Origin of the sequence: Nocardia sp. NPDC006630, from assembly GCF_040611495.1 — a bacterium.
Lineage (GTDB): Bacteria > Actinomycetota > Actinomycetes > Mycobacteriales > Mycobacteriaceae > Nocardia.
Genome location: NZ_JBEXOK010000010.1, coordinates 32,856 through 47,417 on the forward strand (window position 1 = coordinate 32,856; position 14,562 = coordinate 47,417).

17 protein-coding genes are annotated in these 14,562 nt (G+C 65.3%); 8 read left to right on the forward strand and 9 right to left on the reverse strand.

Translation table 11 applies throughout. The features are described from left to right. Positions 1-7: 7 nt before the first annotated feature. Positions 8-865 carry an alpha/beta hydrolase gene (locus ABZX86_RS28470; RefSeq protein ID WP_355127733.1) on the reverse strand — a complete coding sequence of 286 codons (858 nt, stop codon included), beginning with the start codon at positions 863-865 and terminating at the stop codon, positions 8-10. A 375-nt stretch (positions 866-1,240) separates the two neighbouring features. On the opposite strand from ABZX86_RS28470, the gene ABZX86_RS28475 reads away from it, so the two are divergent. After that, positions 1,241-2,077, forward strand: coding sequence for an SMP-30/gluconolactonase/LRE family protein (locus ABZX86_RS28475; protein WP_355127734.1), 837 nt, complete (start codon positions 1,241-1,243; stop codon positions 2,075-2,077). A gap of 103 nt (positions 2,078-2,180) precedes the next feature. Continuing rightward, positions 2,181-2,501: a hypothetical protein gene (locus ABZX86_RS28480; protein WP_355127735.1), complete on the forward strand. Its 321-nt coding sequence runs from the start codon at positions 2,181-2,183 to the stop codon at positions 2,499-2,501. Positions 2,502-2,560: 59 nt separating this feature from the next. Here ABZX86_RS28480 and ABZX86_RS28485 read toward each other — a convergent pair whose 3' ends face one another. The 4 genes from ABZX86_RS28485 to ABZX86_RS28500 form a co-directional block, all read right to left on the reverse strand. Beyond that, on the reverse strand, positions 2,561-3,388 hold the full coding sequence (locus ABZX86_RS28485) for an alpha/beta hydrolase (protein ID WP_355127736.1): 828 nt from the start codon (positions 3,386-3,388) through the stop codon (positions 2,561-2,563). A gap of 94 nt (positions 3,389-3,482) precedes the next feature. Then, positions 3,483-4,385, reverse strand: coding sequence for an SGNH/GDSL hydrolase family protein (locus ABZX86_RS28490; RefSeq protein ID WP_355127737.1), 903 nt, complete (start codon positions 4,383-4,385; stop codon positions 3,483-3,485). A 78-nt stretch (positions 4,386-4,463) separates the two neighbouring features. Continuing rightward, the gene (locus tag ABZX86_RS28495) at positions 4,464-4,775 is read right to left on the reverse strand and encodes a transcriptional regulator (protein WP_355127738.1); all 312 of its coding nucleotides are present in this window, start codon (positions 4,773-4,775) and stop codon (positions 4,464-4,466) included. Beyond that, complete coding sequence (locus ABZX86_RS28500; protein WP_355127739.1) at positions 4,772-5,236, reverse strand: hypothetical protein; 465 nt, start codon at positions 5,234-5,236, stop codon at positions 4,772-4,774. Before ABZX86_RS28500 ends, ABZX86_RS28495 begins: the two co-directional genes overlap by 4 nt. 165 nt (positions 5,237-5,401) lie before the next feature. On the opposite strand from ABZX86_RS28500, the gene ABZX86_RS28505 reads away from it, so the two are divergent. From ABZX86_RS28505 to ABZX86_RS28520, 4 genes are all read left to right on the forward strand, one after another. Beyond that, positions 5,402-5,986, forward strand: a complete 585-nt coding sequence (locus ABZX86_RS28505; protein ID WP_355127740.1) for a WHG domain-containing protein — start codon at positions 5,402-5,404, stop codon at positions 5,984-5,986. Continuing rightward, a complete protein-coding gene (locus ABZX86_RS28510) occupies positions 5,983-6,816 on the forward strand; it encodes an alpha/beta hydrolase (protein WP_355127741.1) in 834 nt (277 codons plus the stop codon). Before ABZX86_RS28505 ends, ABZX86_RS28510 begins: the two co-directional genes overlap by 4 nt. 59 nt (positions 6,817-6,875) lie before the next feature. Then, on the forward strand, positions 6,876-7,235 hold the full coding sequence (locus tag ABZX86_RS28515) for a VOC family protein (protein ID WP_327139434.1): 360 nt from the start codon (positions 6,876-6,878) through the stop codon (positions 7,233-7,235). Between the two features lie 109 nt (positions 7,236-7,344). Next, entirely contained in the window at positions 7,345-8,166 is an 822-nt protein-coding gene (locus ABZX86_RS28520; protein WP_355127742.1) for an NAD(P)H-binding protein, read from the forward strand. 31 nt (positions 8,167-8,197) lie between these two features. On the opposite strand, the gene ABZX86_RS28525 is transcribed toward ABZX86_RS28520, so the two are convergent. Next, the gene (locus ABZX86_RS28525; protein ID WP_355127743.1) at positions 8,198-8,800 is read right to left on the reverse strand and encodes a TetR/AcrR family transcriptional regulator; all 603 of its coding nucleotides are present in this window, start codon (positions 8,798-8,800) and stop codon (positions 8,198-8,200) included. A 71-nt stretch (positions 8,801-8,871) separates the two neighbouring features. Between ABZX86_RS28525 and ABZX86_RS28530 the strand changes: the two genes are divergently transcribed. Then, positions 8,872-9,945 carry an aldo/keto reductase gene (locus ABZX86_RS28530; RefSeq protein WP_355127744.1) on the forward strand — a complete coding sequence of 358 codons (1,074 nt, stop codon included), beginning with the start codon at positions 8,872-8,874 and terminating at the stop codon, positions 9,943-9,945. A gap of 23 nt (positions 9,946-9,968) precedes the next feature. Here ABZX86_RS28530 and ABZX86_RS28535 read toward each other — a convergent pair whose 3' ends face one another. Both ABZX86_RS28535 and ABZX86_RS28540 read right to left on the reverse strand, forming a co-directional pair. Beyond that, positions 9,969-10,334 (reverse strand): DoxX family protein, encoded by a 366-nt coding sequence (locus ABZX86_RS28535; RefSeq protein WP_355127745.1) that lies wholly within the window; start codon positions 10,332-10,334, stop codon positions 9,969-9,971. Positions 10,335-10,393: 59 nt separating this feature from the next. Then, complete coding sequence (locus ABZX86_RS28540; RefSeq protein WP_355127746.1) at positions 10,394-11,296, reverse strand: oxidoreductase; 903 nt, start codon at positions 11,294-11,296, stop codon at positions 10,394-10,396. 201 nt (positions 11,297-11,497) lie between these two features. Here ABZX86_RS28540 and ABZX86_RS28545 point away from each other — a divergent pair, with 201 nt between their 5' ends. Beyond that, a complete protein-coding gene (locus tag ABZX86_RS28545; protein ID WP_355127747.1) occupies positions 11,498-12,346 on the forward strand; it encodes a helix-turn-helix transcriptional regulator in 849 nt (282 codons plus the stop codon). Positions 12,347-12,398: 52 nt separating this feature from the next. On the opposite strand, the gene ABZX86_RS28550 is transcribed toward ABZX86_RS28545, so the two are convergent. After that, complete coding sequence (locus ABZX86_RS28550; RefSeq protein ID WP_355127748.1) at positions 12,399-14,444, reverse strand: M3 family metallopeptidase; 2,046 nt, start codon at positions 14,442-14,444, stop codon at positions 12,399-12,401. Between the last annotated feature and the right edge of the window lie 118 nt (positions 14,445-14,562).

A 14,562-nucleotide genomic window follows, 5' to 3' on the forward strand; every position in this document is an offset into this window, starting at 1 on the left:
TTTGTTGTCATCGGAAGAAATTGCGGAGTTCGGCGGCGACGAGTTCGGGCTTCTCATCATTCAATGCCGCTGTATGACCGACTCCGGGGAGCGTGACGCGGCGGACGTCCGGCAGCAGCTTCTCCAGAGTGTCCGAAGCGTCCCGGAGGTAGCCGATGCTCATCTCGCCACCGAGCAGGAGGGTATCGCAGCCCAGCGCGCCGAAATCCTTGTCACCGATGACGCTTTCGACCATGCCCACGTCGTAGCGCACAGTGGGGAGCAGATCACCCAGGGACGGGTCGTCCTCCGTGCCCTTGTTCAGTCGCAACATCAGGGCGATCACCGGCGTCAACACAAATCTGGGGAGTTTCGCGACGCCGCCGATATCACCGGTCCCCTTGACCACGGTGACAAACGCCGTGGCGGTCTTGCCGTAGTTCATTTCGTACTCGTAGCGGTCCAGCCAGCCGAGCGGTGAGATGCCGTCGGCATCAGCGAGCGGCGCGTCGTAGAGGGCCAACTTGGTGATCTGCGGCAGGGCGCGTGCGGCGTGCAGCGCGACGGTCGCACCGGCACTGAGACCGAAAACGTAGTGTGCGCCGGTCTCCTCCAACAGGGCTGCCAGATCATCGATTTCGGTCCTGATGCCATAGCCGGGACCGAAGGGCCCGCTCCTCCCGCGACCTCGGCGATCGGGAACATACACCGTGAAGTCCGCGGCGAGAAGACCGGCAAGTGTTTCGAAGTCCTTCGAAGCCATCATCGCACCGTGCACAAGGACCAGCCCCGGACCTTCCCCGATCTGCCGGTACCCGATTCGGGTGCCATCCGGCGCCTGCACTGAATTGATGGTCATCGACGTCATGACTGCCGCTTTGCTCATGAACGGAGTCTGCAGAAAGGCCCTGTCGTCACGCTTGCGCCGACCTGTCGTGCAAGTTCGATCAGGAAGAGCTGGACATCCTCGCGAAGTTCGCCGACGGCGGCTTCGTTCGGTCTCAGCGTGAATACAGTTGGTCCACAACCCAGTTCGCGGCCTGCGGGCTCGAACGCAGGGTCGAATGATCCACCGCCGGGCTGTCCGGGAAAGGATCCTCGTAGAAGACCCATGTCCAGCTTTGCCGAACCGGTGGTGGCCTGCACCTTCGAGACGAACTTCGCCAGTCCGAATATGCATCGAACTGTATGCGTGTCGAACGATGAGTTTTCGAGGCCGGGGCCGTCACCATTACTACCGACCCAGAAAGGACGTCGCGACGTGAATGAGCCCGAGATTCTTATGCGGGGAATCGTGTTCGGTGAGTCTCCGCGCTGGCACGAGGGAAAACTCTGGTTCTCCGACTGGGGAGCGAACGAGGTGATCGCGCTCGGCCGGGACGGCGGGCACGAGGTGATCGTGAAGATTCCGTCGTTTCCGATGTGCATCGACTTTCTGCCGGACGGGCAATTGCTGATCGTGGATTCGGCGCAGCGCCAGTTGCTGCGCCGCGCGGCCGACGGATCGCTGGTTCGGCATGCCGACCTGTCCGCGGTGTCGGAGAAGCCGTGGAACGATATTGTGGTCGATGACCGGGGTTATGCCTACGTCAACAGCATCGGATTCAATTTCCCCGCAGAGGAATTCGCGCCGGGGTTCGTTGTCGTGGTCACGGCGGACGGCACCGTTCGGCAGGTCGCCGACAACCTCGCCTTCCCGAACGGGATGGCGATCACGCCCGACGGGCGGACGCTGATCGTCGCGGAATCCTATGCGGAACAGCTGACCGCCTATGACATCGAGCCCGACGGCGGTCTCGGCAATCGCCGGGTCTGGGCGGCGACTCCGGGCGACCATCCGGACGGGATCTGTATCGATGCCGAGAATGCGGTCTGGTACGCCGATGTGGGCAATCGGCATTGCGTCCGGGTCGCCGAGGGCGGGGCGATACTGGCCACCGTCGAGCTCGACCGGGGTGCGTTCGCCTGTGCGCTCAGCCGGGGCGAAAACCCGTATCTGTATGTGGTGGGCCAGAATTGGGGTGGGCCCGAAGCCTCGGAACCCACGGGGCAGATTGTCGCGTTCCGCGCTCCCGCGCCGGGCGCCGGAAAGCCCTGACGCGCAATTGCCCCGCACTCCCAGGAGTTTTCCTCGCAGGATGGCGGGCAGTGCCATAGCGTTGAAGTAGAGAACCGAGCCGGATCCGCGGAAGGAGGGGCAGATGCGACAGCAACCGGGGGCGATCGGATACCTGCGCCATGATGTGTCTGCCGCGCACCAGCAGTGGGATATCGCCCAAATACAGCACCTGGCAAAACGTTTGGGCTATGACCTGTGCAAGATGCTGGTGTTCGGACCGGAGACGGACGAGCCGATCGAGCAGCTGCGCGATGCGGTCTCCCAGCTCGAGGCCGATGCGGTCATCACGGTCGGCCTCGAACACTTCGACGGCGAAGTTCCCGACCGAATCATCGATCTGGCCGATGTGATCACCGTCAATCCGGAGAACACCTACACCCGCTGGGTCATCCCGCCGAACTGACGGAATGTCCTACGACAGGCGAGCGGATGCGGCCGGATCTCGACCCGGCCGCACGGTCTTCAGTTGTCCCGCAGCACTTCTCGCACCCGCTTGACGAAGGCTTCCGGATCCTCCACGAAGCCGCCGTGGCCGCCGGGGAACAGCTCCGGCTCGATACCCAGCGCCGCCGCGAGCTTGCGGGAGGTGCGATCGCAGAACTTGTCGGTGGAGGTGTCACCGATGCCGATGATGACGCGGGTGGGAGTCGCGCGCAGACCGTCCAGGTCGGGCTCCCAGCCCGCGGTGCCGCGGAATTCGTGCTTGTAGAAGAACGCTTCGGAGGCGACGGCCTCGGGATTGCGTGGATTGGCGAACATCTGCTGCATGACCGGCTCCGGCATGGCCAGTCCGGTCATGGCGAAGAACTTTCGCACTCCGGCTTCGGCATCGACCGAGCTGTAGGTGTCGATGATGTCCTCGGCCTCGGCGCGCAAGGCGTCACGATCGTCGAGGAGTTCACGCAGTGGCGGCTCGTGCGCGATGAGTGTGGACACCACCTCTGGGTGATGCAGAGCCAGCGCAAGACCGGTGATGGCGCCGCCACTGGACCCGATCACAATGGCCGGGCCCGCATCGAGATCGGTGATCAGCCGTGCCAGATCATCGGCACGCAGTTCGGGGGTGGAGTCCTGATTCGGATCGTTCAGTGTGCTCTTGCCGTGCCCGCGCGGGTCCGGGGTGAGCACCGTGTAATCGGACGCGAGCAGTTCCGCGGCGGGAACGAACGGCCCCGAATCCATCGGCGCACCCACCAGCGCCAGCAGCGGCCCGCTGCCGCGTACTTCGTAATAGAGGCGGCCGTCGGGCACGGTCAGGAAGCCGGTGGTCACGGGGGTGGTCGAGGTCATGGTTACTCCCAATGGGCAGGCGACGCTTACACCATTTGAGACGGTACGCCCGGCCCGGATTCATCGGAACCTGCCAACTCCGCGAGTCGGCTGCCTACTGCTCAGTCGTCTCGTGGCCGAGAATTGTGGTGATCGCATCCGCGACGGCGGCCATGCCGGAGGAATTGGGGTGGTACGGAGCGCCTTTGCCTGCCATCGGATTCGGAAGTTCGAAACCGGTGACCCAGGGTTGCGGTCCGCAGGCGGTGTGCTGGGATTCGTCCGCAGCGGCACGCACCACAGTCGCGCCTGTGGCGTCGGCGGCGTGCTGGGTGGCGGCGAGCAGGCCGGTGTAGGTGGCGCGCAAGGCTGTTGCCTGGTCCGGGGTGAGAGGCACGGCGGCGCAGGTTTCGGCATGGACGTCGAGGACAGGTAGGTAGTCGACCAGCATGACGGTCGCGTCCGGGGCCTTCGCGCGAACGGTATTGACCACCTCGGTGAGCGAACTTTTCACCCGGTCCAAGTCGGCGGCCGTGGCCTGCACGGCCTTGCCGCTACAGGCATTGGGGCCGAGGGTGTTTCGGCAACTCAGTGTGGTCAGCGCACCGACGTATCCGAGGTCGTTCCCGCCAATGGTGATGGTGACCAGACGTGCGTCGGAGGTGACGGCATCGATCTGCGGTGCGAGGCTCCGGCCGGTGACTCCGTGTTGGTGGTTGGTCAGGATATCGGCGCTGGTGGCGCCGCTGCAGGTGGCGTCGACCAGATTCAGATGGAAGCGGTCCGCGACCTGATGCGCGTAGTCGGACCCGGAACGCAGGCAATCGATGTCGGCAATCGGCTCGAGAGCCGGACCGGCGGCATAGGAGCTGCCCAGCGCGACGTACGTCGTTCCCGCCTCGATGAGCGGCGAATTGCCATGTGCCGTACCGGTCGCAATGCCCGCCGTGGTGCACGCCGCCGCCACCGCGGCGAGCCGACGCAGACTTCGCCGGCTCGCGATCTCGGCTGTGGGCATGACCAACTCCTCACTCGGCAGACGATCTCTCGTGCCGGGCATCGACGAACGCGCGCCCTCACCTTAGATTCCGGTGCCTCACTCACCTACCACCGGTGGCGCGACACCGGCGACAATTTCCTGCAGTGCCGCGATATGACCGTTGAAGGCATCGCGCCCGGTACTCGTCAATTGGGCGCGCACCTTGCGCCGGCCACCGTCGAGCCGCCGTTCGGTGAGGACGTATCCGGCCTCCTCGAGCGTCGCGAGCTGTTTGGACAGGGCCGAATCCGACAGCCCCAGACGATCTTTGAGGAAGGCGAACTCGGCCCAGTCGGCGGCGGCGAGAGTCGCGACGAGGGTGAGCCGGGTGCTCGGATGAATCAGCTCGTCGAACCGCGCAGTTGTCATGCCCGGGCCCAGCGGCGCAGCACCCGCAGCATCTCCGGGCCGCCGAATCCGATGACGGCCGCGACGAATACGCCCGCCCAGATACCGGCATGCCTGGCTCCGTCGGCATCGAGCGCGAATGCCACACCGATGGTGAGCGCAACGAGCCCGAGCAGCATGCCGATCACAACCAGCGGGGTGCGGCGTCCCGCGACCGATGAGCTGACCTGGAGTTGATCCGTGCGCCGCCGACCATCGAGCAATCGTGACGCGAGGGCCGAATGTCCCATGCCGAAGGCCAGGGTGGCGACCGTGATGAGCCATGTCGGCCCGACGCCGCCGATCACTCCGAGCACGAGCCACCCGGCGGCCATTGCCCACCAGTAACCGCGCGGCAGGCCGACCTCCTCGGCGACTCGGCGTTGCGCGGCGGCGGCCGCATCGAGTGCGGCGCGGGCTTGATCAGGTGCGGTGTTGTCCATGACGACTCCCTTACTTTCCTACTAGGAAAGTAAGATTCCCACTTTCCCATCAGGAAAGTCAAGGGCCATCGCGCAGGTAGACGGGTTCGGGGCCATTTGCCGAGACCGGAAACCTATGTATATTAGGTTTCTGCCTAATCTTCATAGGAAGAACGGAGAGCTGCGATGTCACCCCGAGCGGGCCTGTCCGCCGATCGCATTACCCGCGCCGCCGCCGAACTCGCCGACGAGGTCGGGTTCGACAATGTGACGCTGTCCGCGGTCGCCAGGAAGTTCGGTGTGAAGGATCCGAGCCTCTACTCGCATGTGCGCAATCTGCAGGATCTGCGCACGCGTATCGCGCTGCTGGGCGCCGTCGAGATGACCGACAAGATTGCCGCGGCCGTCGCGGGACGAGCGGGCAAGGACGCACTTGTCGCATTCGCGGATGCGTACCGCGACTTCGCGGTTCGGTATCCGGGCCGCTATGCCGCCACACAGAGCCGGGTCGATCCCGCCGCGATCGCCGACGCCCCCGGCCTGCTGCGCAGCGTGGAACTCACGACCGCCATGCTGCGCGCCTACCACCTCGACGATGACGACCTCATCGACGCAGGCCGGTTGTTGCGCAGCACTTTTCACGGCTACGCCACGCTCGAGACGAGCGGTGGCTTCGCGCACTCCCGCGAAACCGACAGTTCGTGGGCACACATTCTGGATGCCCTGCACGTCCTGCTGCTGCAGTGGCCGACCATCAAGGAGAACCGATGAGATCCGATACCCTCCGCGTGCCCGGCGCGCACCTCTATTACGAGGTGCGCGGCAATGGTCCACTGCTGCTGATGATTCCGGGTGGCGGCGGGGATGCCGCGGTGGTCGATCCGATCGCGGATCTGCTCGCCGAGCACTTCACCGTGGCCTGCCTCGATCCGCGCGGCTACTCCCGCAGCACCCTCGACGGCGCGGAGCCGCGGGACCAGCGGGTGCAGGTGCAGAGCGATGACGCCTACCGGCTGATCACGCATCTCACCGATGAGCCCGCCTACGTATTCGGCGGCAGCAGCGGGGCGATTGTCGGCCTGGATCTGCTGGCTCGGCATCCGGAGCGCATCCGGCGGCTGGTCGCGCACGAACCGCCGTGCTTCGCAATCCTTCCCGATGCCGAGGAGCAGCGTGCCTTCGTCGAGGAGGTGTACACGCTCTTCCGCACCGAGGGCCTGGTCGCGGCGGGTATGCGATTCCTGGAAGGGATCGGCGGGACATTGAAGCCGATGCCGGCGCCTGCGGAGCTGCCGCCCAGGGCCGCTGCCATGATGACGCGCCTGCAGGCCAATTCCCCGATCATGATGGAACACGAACTGCGCCAGTTCACTTCGTATATTCCGGATATCGATGCGCTCGCCGGTGTTGTCGATCGACTGGTGCTGGGCTCGGGCCGGGAGACCGGAACACACCTTCCGGCACGTCCAGCGGCAGAACTCGCCAACCGGCTCGGCATCGAGATCACCGAATTCCCGGGCGGCCACAGCGGTTTCACCGATGAACCCGAAGCCTTCGCCCGCCTGCTGCTGGAAACGCTGCTCGCCCCGGTGCGGAGCTGACGCTCGACCCACCCCGTGATCTGCCGAAGCGGACGACCGCGCACTGCTAGCGTCGATCCATGATCAATGGTGCGCACACCATCATCTACGCCTCCGACGCCGACCGCGCGCGGGCATTCTTCCGGGATGTGCTGAAGCTGCCGAATGTGGATGCGGGCGGCGACTGGCTCATCTTCAAATCGCCGCCCGCCGAACTCGCTGTCCATCCGGCCGCGCCGCCGGAGAGCGGTATGGCCGCGGTCTATTTCATGTGCGACGACCTCGAGGCCACCGTGGCGGAGCTGCGGGCCGAGGATGTCGAGTTCACCTCGGAGATCACCCAGGAGCGCTGGGGGCGGATCACCAGCTTCCTGGTGCCGGGTGCGGGTGAGGTCGGCCTGTATCAGCCGCTGCACCCGGTCGCCTACGACCTGGAATGATCCGCCGACACCGTAGGGGTTGCGTCTAATATGCTCCACCCGTTGTGTTTTCGTGTATTCCTGAGATCGGGTAGCCCATCCGGGAACCACTGATAAGGGGTTGTTGAGCATGATTCTGGTGACGGGTGCGACCGGCAATGTCGGCGCGGATCTGGTGCAGTCCCTGGCCGGCGGCGCGGAACCGGTACGGGCACTGGTGCGTGACCCGCAGCGGGCCGTCCTGCCCGCCGGCGTCGAGGCAGTCGCCGCCGATCTGACGGCACCGGACACGCTGGGGTCCGTGCTCGAGGGTGTGCGCGCACTGTTCCTGCTGCCCGGCTATCCGGGTGTGGCCGAGGCCGCCGCGAAGGCGGGCGTCGAGCACATTGTGCAGCTCTCAGGTGTTTCAGCGGCAACCGGCGATACCGGCAACGCTGTCACGCGATACATGATGGCGTCCGAAAAAGAGGTCACCGAATCCGGTGTCTCCTGGACTATCCTGCGCCCCTGCGCCTTCGACTCCAATGCGCTGCGCTGGCTCCCCCAACTCCGCGCCGGAGATGTGGTCCGCGCCAATTTCCCCGACGTACGCACCGCATCCCTGGACTCCTACGACCTCGCGGCAGTAGCTTCTCGCGCTCTCCTCGAAGACACCTACAACGGCGAAATCCTCTGGCCTACAGGCCCGGAACCCCTCCGTCCCGCCGACCAGATCGCCATCCTCGCCGAAGTCCTGGGCCGCGACCTCCAGTGTGTAGGCCTCACCCCCGACGAATCCCGCGCCGATATGCTCAGCAACACCCCCGTCGAATACATCGACGCCTTCTTCGACTTCTACGTCAACGGCGCCATCGACGAATCCATAGTCCGCCCCACCGTCGAACACATCACCGGCCGCACCCCCCGAACCTTCGCCCAGTGGGCCACAACCCACGCCGAAGCCTTCCGCTAGACACCGGTTCGGCGATAAGCCGGCGATCGGCTTATCGTCCGTCCGGGCGGAGGGCTGGTTCGATGTTGTCGAGTAGGTGGTCGGCGTAGTCGGCGTTGAGGGGGGCGCCGGTGATCAGGAGGCGGTAGTAGAGGGCGCCGTAGATCAGGTCGATGATGATGTCGGGGTCCAGGTTTCGGCGGAAATCGCCGGTGTCGATGGCTTTCGAGATCATGGCGTGGGCGCCTGCTCGGCGGGTGGCGATGAAGCGTTCGCGGAGGGCTGCGGCCAGTTCGGGGTCGTGCTGGCTGGCGGCGACGAGGGCGACGAAGGGGCGGCGGGCGCGGGGGGCGTTCATCAGGTGGGCGACCTGGCGGACCTGGGTTCGGAGGTTGGTGAGGGCGTCGCCGTCGGCGGGGAATTCCAGTTTGGGGCTGGTGGCTTCGGCGAAGGCGTCCATGAGGACCGCTGCTTTGTTGGGCCACCAGCGGTAGATGGTGTTCTTGCTGACGCCCGCGCTGCGGGCGATGTCGTCGACGCTCAGGCCGGGGAGACCCTTATCGGTGAGTAGCTCGCGCGCCGCGGTGAGGACTGCTTGGCGGGCGCGTTCGCTGCGTGGCCTGCCGGGGGTGGCCGGTTCACCGGGGGTTGTCATGATGACCAGCTTACTATTACGATACTGCACGTTCAGTATCGTAATGAGAAATTGATCAGCACGGAGGCATCATGGCGCTCGACACCTACTACACGCTGGGCCGTTCGGGACTGCGGGTCAGCCCACTCGCCCTGGGCACCATGACTTTCGGGCAGTCGGACTGGGGCGCGGATGCCGAGACCTCGGGGCAGATCTTCGACGCCTACCTGGAGGCGGGTGGCAATTTTGTCGATACCGCGAACGCCTACAGCGGTGGCGCCAGCGAGGAACTGGTCGGGAAACTGCTCGCCGAGCGCGGGATTCGGGATCGCACGGTGCTGTCCACCAAGTTCACCCTCGGAGCGCGGGCCGGTGATCCCAATCTCGCGGGCAACGGCCGCAAAGCCATGCTGCACTGCCTGGAGGATTCACTGCGCCGGCTCGGCACCGACTACATCGATCTCTACATCATGCACGCGTGGGACGGCCTGACCCCGGTGGAAGAGGTGATGCGCGGGATGGACGATCTGGTGTCCTCGGGCAAGGTGCGCTACATCGCGTTCTCGGACGTCCCCGCCTGGTACGCCGCACGCGCCCAGACGCTGGCCGAGTGGCGCGATTACGCGCCGCTGATCGCACTGCAACTGGAGTACTCACTGGCCGAGCGCGGACTGGAATACGAATTCCCATCCCTGGCACAGGAATTGGGCATGGGTCTGATGACATGGGGTCCGCTGGCCAAGGGCTTGCTGTCGGGCAAGTACTCCGCCGATGCCTCGGCCACCGAGGACCTGCCCGAGGGACGCGTCAAAGTCGCTGCCATCCACCGGCCTTCGCAGGACAACCGCAGTGAACGCAATTGGCGCATCGTGACCGAACTGGCCGCGGTGGCCGAGCAGGTCGGCCGCAGCCCCGCGGAAGTGGCCGTGAACTGGGTGGCCAACCGGCCCGCGGTGGGCTCGGTTCTCTTGGGCGCCAGCAAACTTCACCAGATCCAGTCGACCGTGACGTCTCTCGATTTCACGCTCCCTGAAGAACTCCGCCACCGGCTGGACGAGATCAGCGCTCCCCCTGCGGCCGTGCCCTACAGCTTCATGACCTTGCTGCAGGGCGGCCTCAATGCCGATGTCCGGAACAAGCCGGCCGGGTACAGCTCACAGGCTTGAGCGGTTGCCACCAGCGGTTCGCGCTACAGCCAGGTGGTCGCGAGCCACGCGGCGACGCAGGCGAGGACGAGCAGGAAGATATTCAGCCCGATCACCTTGAACTCACGCCGGCTGATGTGCAGCGCCAGCCCACCGACCTGCACCAATGCCAGCCCGACAGCCGCGAGCAGGGCGAGCACCAGCGCGATACCGGTCAGCGGCGGCAGGATCAGCCCGAACGCGCCGAGCACCTCCAGCCCGCCGATCGTGCGCACGAAGCTCATCGGCACGGTATCGATCCAGCCCATCATCGGCCGCAGCTTTTCCTTGGACTGCACCACTTTGGTCCCACCGGAATACACGTAGAACACGGAAAGTACACCGGCAACGATCCAATACGCCACGTTCATTCAGCACATCCCTCTGGTTTCAAGTTGTCGGGGGTCACCCTATAGAAGCAGCGGCGGCACTACCGGTCGTGCAGAGTTCCGGGGGCTGCCGGGAGCTGCTCACCGGCGCCGGTGAGCTGAACAGTGTTGTCCCACAAAGCATGTGCGACATCCATGTCCCGAGCAGCACGTGAGGTCTTGCCGATCGTGGGAAACCCTTTGATGCCACCGAACCCGTCGGGTCCCACATACGAGCCGCCCGGAATATCACTGACGGCCGCGAACAGGGTCGGCAACGCTCCACGCTCGGCATCGTTCAATACCGACCCCAGTGCCTTGTACAGAATCGCCCGCCCGCCACCGACATGGGCGGTGAGGTTCGTACTCGCGATGCCCGGATGCGCCAGCAGCGAGCGCACCCGGCTACCGGAGGCCGCGAGGCGACGATCGAGTTCCAGCGCGAAGACGGTCACGTCGAGCTTGGAATCGCAGTACGCGGCCGTGGGGTTGTACCGCCGCTGTCTCCAGTTGAGATCGTCGAGGCGGACCCGCCCCCGGCGATGCAATTGCGAGGAGACCGTGATGACCCGATCGGTAACGTGCGACAACAGCAGATTCGTCAATGCGAACGGGCCGAAATAGTTTGTGGCAGCCTGCGATTCGAAGCCATCGGCGGTATAGGCGAGGGGAACCTCCATGATTCCCGCATTGTTGACGAGAATGTCGATATCGCCGGTCCATGCCCGCGCGAAACTCCGGACCGAGGTCAGGTCGGCCACATCGAGCTGCCGCACCTCGGTATTGCCGGGCATGTCCCGAACAGCCCGGTCGCCCTTGTCCGGGTCGCGAACCGCCAGCACCACACGGGCTCCGGCCCGTGCGAGTTCGCGCGCGGTGATCAGGCCGATCCCGCTCGTCGCGCCGGTGACCACGGCCGTACGCCCGGTCAGATCCGGCAGATCACTTGCGGTCCATTTCGCCATGGTCGGCTCCTTCGGTCTCGGGTCTCGCATCTACTCCACCGAAGCGAAACAGCGGCGACAAGGACGCACCTATCCACTGATAGATGATCTGCGGATACCTGCGCCGCGGGCGTGTGACTCGCCAAGGGTGGATCATCAGGTCCTGGATGAGAGTGTTCGACACCGGTAGGCATAGGGAGACAGACAAGTCCTGGGAGAGCATTGATGAATCGACCGGAACTCGCGGATTTCCTGCGCACTCGCCGTCAGGCGCTACAGCCCGAGGATGTCGGGCTCGAACGCGGCCCCCGGCGTCGTACCAGCGGCCTGCGCCGTGAAGAGGTCGCGCAATTGTGCTCCATGTCGGCCGACTACTACGCCCGGCTGGAACGCGGCACCGGACCCAGGCCCTCCGAGCAGATGACCGCCGCCCTCGCGCGCGGGTTGCGACTCTCCCTCGCCGAACGCGATCATTTGTTCCAATTGATCGGACATCACGCTCCCCAGCGCGCAATTCGGGACGACCATATAAGTCCGGCGCTCATGCGAGTACTCGACCGATTCGATGATGTACCTGCCCAGATCATGAGCGGCCTCGGCGAGACCCTGCGCCAAACACGCGTCGCCCGTGCGCTATTGGGCGACGAGACTCGATTCGCCGGCCCGTCCCGCAGCGTTTTCTATCGTTGGTTCACCGACCCTTCATCGCGAAACATCTACCCCGAAGAGGATCAGCCGGGTGTCGCGCGGATCTATACCGCGCAGCTCAGGCGTGTTGTCACCGAGCAGGGCCCGGAATCGCCCGCGGCGGAATTGGCGCGCTCCCTCGCGCAACTGAGCACCGAGTTCACCGCGCTCTGGAGTGATCACGAAATCGGTCTCGGATTCACCGAGCAGAAGCGCATTCTGCACCCGGAGGTCGGGCTCATCGAAGTGCACTGCCAGACCCTGCTCGATCCCGATCAGCATCAGGCCCTGCTGCTGTTCATCGCCACGCCTGGCAGCAGCAGCCAGGAGAAGCTCGACCTGCTCTCGGTGATCGGGAACCAGAACCTCACGATCGGGCTGTGATACCTCGCGATTCCCGCACATGGCATTCGCGGTGTGCGGGAATCGTTTACCTCTAGGTGGTCAGTCCGCGACGAACCAGGAGCGGCTGAATCTCCGGGGCGCGGCCTCGGAAGGATTCGAAGGCCGTGAGGGGGTCCACGGAACCGCCTCGGGCGAGTAAGCCGCGGCGGAATTGCTCGCCCTTGTCGCGGATGGTGGCCGCGCCGTCCTCGAACCATTCGACGGTGTCGGCGTCGAGTACTTCGCTCCAGATGTAGGAGTAGTAGCCCGCGCCGTAGCCGCCCGCGAAGATATGCGCGAAATAGCCGGTGCGGTACCGGGGCGGGATCGCGGTGAGGGCGAGACCGGCCTTGTGCAGGGCGGCCTCTTCGAAGAGTTCGGCGTCGATATCGGAGGTCTGGTCGGTGGTAATGCGGTGCCAGGCCCAGTCCAGGAGCGTCGCACCGAGGTATTCGACGGTGCGGAAGCCCTCGCCGAATTGTTCGGCAGCCACACGCTTTTCGATCAGTTCGGCGGGCATGGGCTCGCCGGTCTCGACGTGGTGGGCGTAATTGGCCAGGATTTCGGGCCGGGCCGCCCACATCTCATTGACCTGGGACGGGAATTCCACGAAATCACGCGGCACCTGGGTGCCGGAGAAGAACGGGTACTGCACATCCGAGAACAGTCCGTGCAGCGCGTGCCCGAACTCGTGGAAGAGGGTGCGGACGTTGTCCCAGGTCAAAAGCGCCGGGTCGCCGGCGGGCGGCTTCACGATATTCAGATTGTTGATCACCACCGCCTTGGTGCCCTCCAGACCGGACTGGTCGACGAGCGAGTTCATCCAGGCGCCACCACGTTTGGACGGGCGAGCGAAGAAATCGCCGAGGAACAGGCCCAGACCGCTCCCGTCGGTGTCGAAGACCTCGAAGACCCGGACCTCGGGGTGGTAGCCCACCAGATCCGTGCGCTCCTGGAAGGTGATGCCGTAAACCTGCTGCGCGGCATAGAAAACGCCGTCCCGCAGGACGCGCTCCAGCTCCAGGTAGGGGCGCAGCGCATCGGCATCGACCGAGAACCGTTCGGCCCGCACCTTTTCCGACCAATACAGCCAGTCCCAGGAGTGCAGTTCACCCGCCGCCGGGTCGGCAGCGTGCATGGCCACCGTCAACTCGGCTGCTTCGCGCTCGGCATTGGCCACGGCCGGTCCGATCAAGCGGGTGAGCATCTCCTCGACCGCCTCCGGCGTCTTCGCCGTCTGGTCCGCCACGATGTACGTGGCATGGTCCGGGTAGCCGAGCAGTGCGGCCCGTGCGGCGCGCAGGCTCGCGATTCGGCCCGCGAGTTCACTATTGGGGCTGCTGGCACCGAACCCACGGCCCAGCGAGGCCATCATCATCCGGTGCCGCACATCGCGGTCGGCCAGATCGGCGAGAACCGGCTGGTTGGAGACGTTCTGCAGGCTCAGTGCCCACTCCCCCTCGTGTCCCAGCGACTTGGCGTTCTCGGCCGCCGCGGCGACCGCGGTGGGCGCGAGCCCGGCGAGCTGCTCTTCGGAATCCAGCAGCAGGGTGGCGGCATTGGTTGCGGCCAGAATATTGTGCCCGAACTCGGTTGTCGCCGAGGCCAACTCCATATTCCAGGCCCGCAGCTGATCCTGCTCGGTGTCGTTCAACGCGGCGCCCGCCCGGACGAATCGGGTGTGGTACCGCTCGAGCAGCCGCGACTCCTCGGCGCTCAGACCCAAGCTGTCGCGCTGTTCGTAGAGCGCCCGGATGCGAGCGAAGAGCTGCGGGTTCAACAGCATCGCATCACTGAGCGCGGCCAGCTTCGGCGACAGCTCGGCCTCGATCGCCTCCGTCTCCTTGGTGGAGTCCGAGGAGGCGATATTGAAGAACACATTGGCGACCCGGGTCAGCACGGCCCCCGAACGCTCCAGCGCCACGACCGTATTCGCGAAGGTCGGCGCGTCCGCCGCGGCGGCGATGGCGTTGACCTCCTCCAGCTTCTCGGCCATGCCCGCCTCGAAGGCGGGGAGATAGTGCTCCGCGCGGATTTCCGCGAACGGCGGCAGCTGGTACGGCAGGGTGCTGGGTTCGAAGAACGGGTTGCTCGTCACCACCGAACCCTATGCCGGAACCGCGCGGGAAGCCCACCGAACCCGGTGCTCGCGCGCGGGGCGGTCGCACCGGCTCGATCATCTCGAATTAGCCTCGCGCCATCGGGGTATACGGGAG

Coding starts and splice junctions, on each gene's coding strand:
- ABZX86_RS28515 (WP_327139434.1), top strand. CDS start 6,876: ATGATCAATGGTGCGCACACCATCATCTACGCCTCCGACGCCGACCGC.
- ABZX86_RS28480 (WP_355127735.1), top strand. CDS start 2,181: ATGCGACAGCAACCGGGGGCGATCGGATACCTGCGCCATGATGTGTCT.
- ABZX86_RS28470 (WP_355127733.1), bottom strand. CDS start 865: ATGAGCAAAGCGGCAGTCATGACGTCGATGACCATCAATTCAGTGCAG.
- ABZX86_RS28520 (WP_355127742.1), top strand. CDS start 7,345: ATGATTCTGGTGACGGGTGCGACCGGCAATGTCGGCGCGGATCTGGTG.
- ABZX86_RS28500 (WP_355127739.1), bottom strand. CDS start 5,236: ATGGACAACACCGCACCTGATCAAGCCCGCGCCGCACTCGATGCGGCC.
- ABZX86_RS28495 (WP_355127738.1), bottom strand. CDS start 4,775: ATGACAACTGCGCGGTTCGACGAGCTGATTCATCCGAGCACCCGGCTC.
- ABZX86_RS28540 (WP_355127746.1), bottom strand. CDS start 11,296: ATGGCGAAATGGACCGCAAGTGATCTGCCGGATCTGACCGGGCGTACG.
- ABZX86_RS28505 (WP_355127740.1), top strand. CDS start 5,402: ATGTCACCCCGAGCGGGCCTGTCCGCCGATCGCATTACCCGCGCCGCC.
- ABZX86_RS28535 (WP_355127745.1), bottom strand. CDS start 10,334: ATGAACGTGGCGTATTGGATCGTTGCCGGTGTACTTTCCGTGTTCTAC.
- ABZX86_RS28510 (WP_355127741.1), top strand. CDS start 5,983: ATGAGATCCGATACCCTCCGCGTGCCCGGCGCGCACCTCTATTACGAG.
- ABZX86_RS28525 (WP_355127743.1), bottom strand. CDS start 8,800: ATGACAACCCCCGGTGAACCGGCCACCCCCGGCAGGCCACGCAGCGAA.
- ABZX86_RS28485 (WP_355127736.1), bottom strand. CDS start 3,388: ATGACCTCGACCACCCCCGTGACCACCGGCTTCCTGACCGTGCCCGAC.
- ABZX86_RS28530 (WP_355127744.1), top strand. CDS start 8,872: ATGGCGCTCGACACCTACTACACGCTGGGCCGTTCGGGACTGCGGGTC.
- ABZX86_RS28490 (WP_355127737.1), bottom strand. CDS start 4,385: ATGCCCACAGCCGAGATCGCGAGCCGGCGAAGTCTGCGTCGGCTCGCC.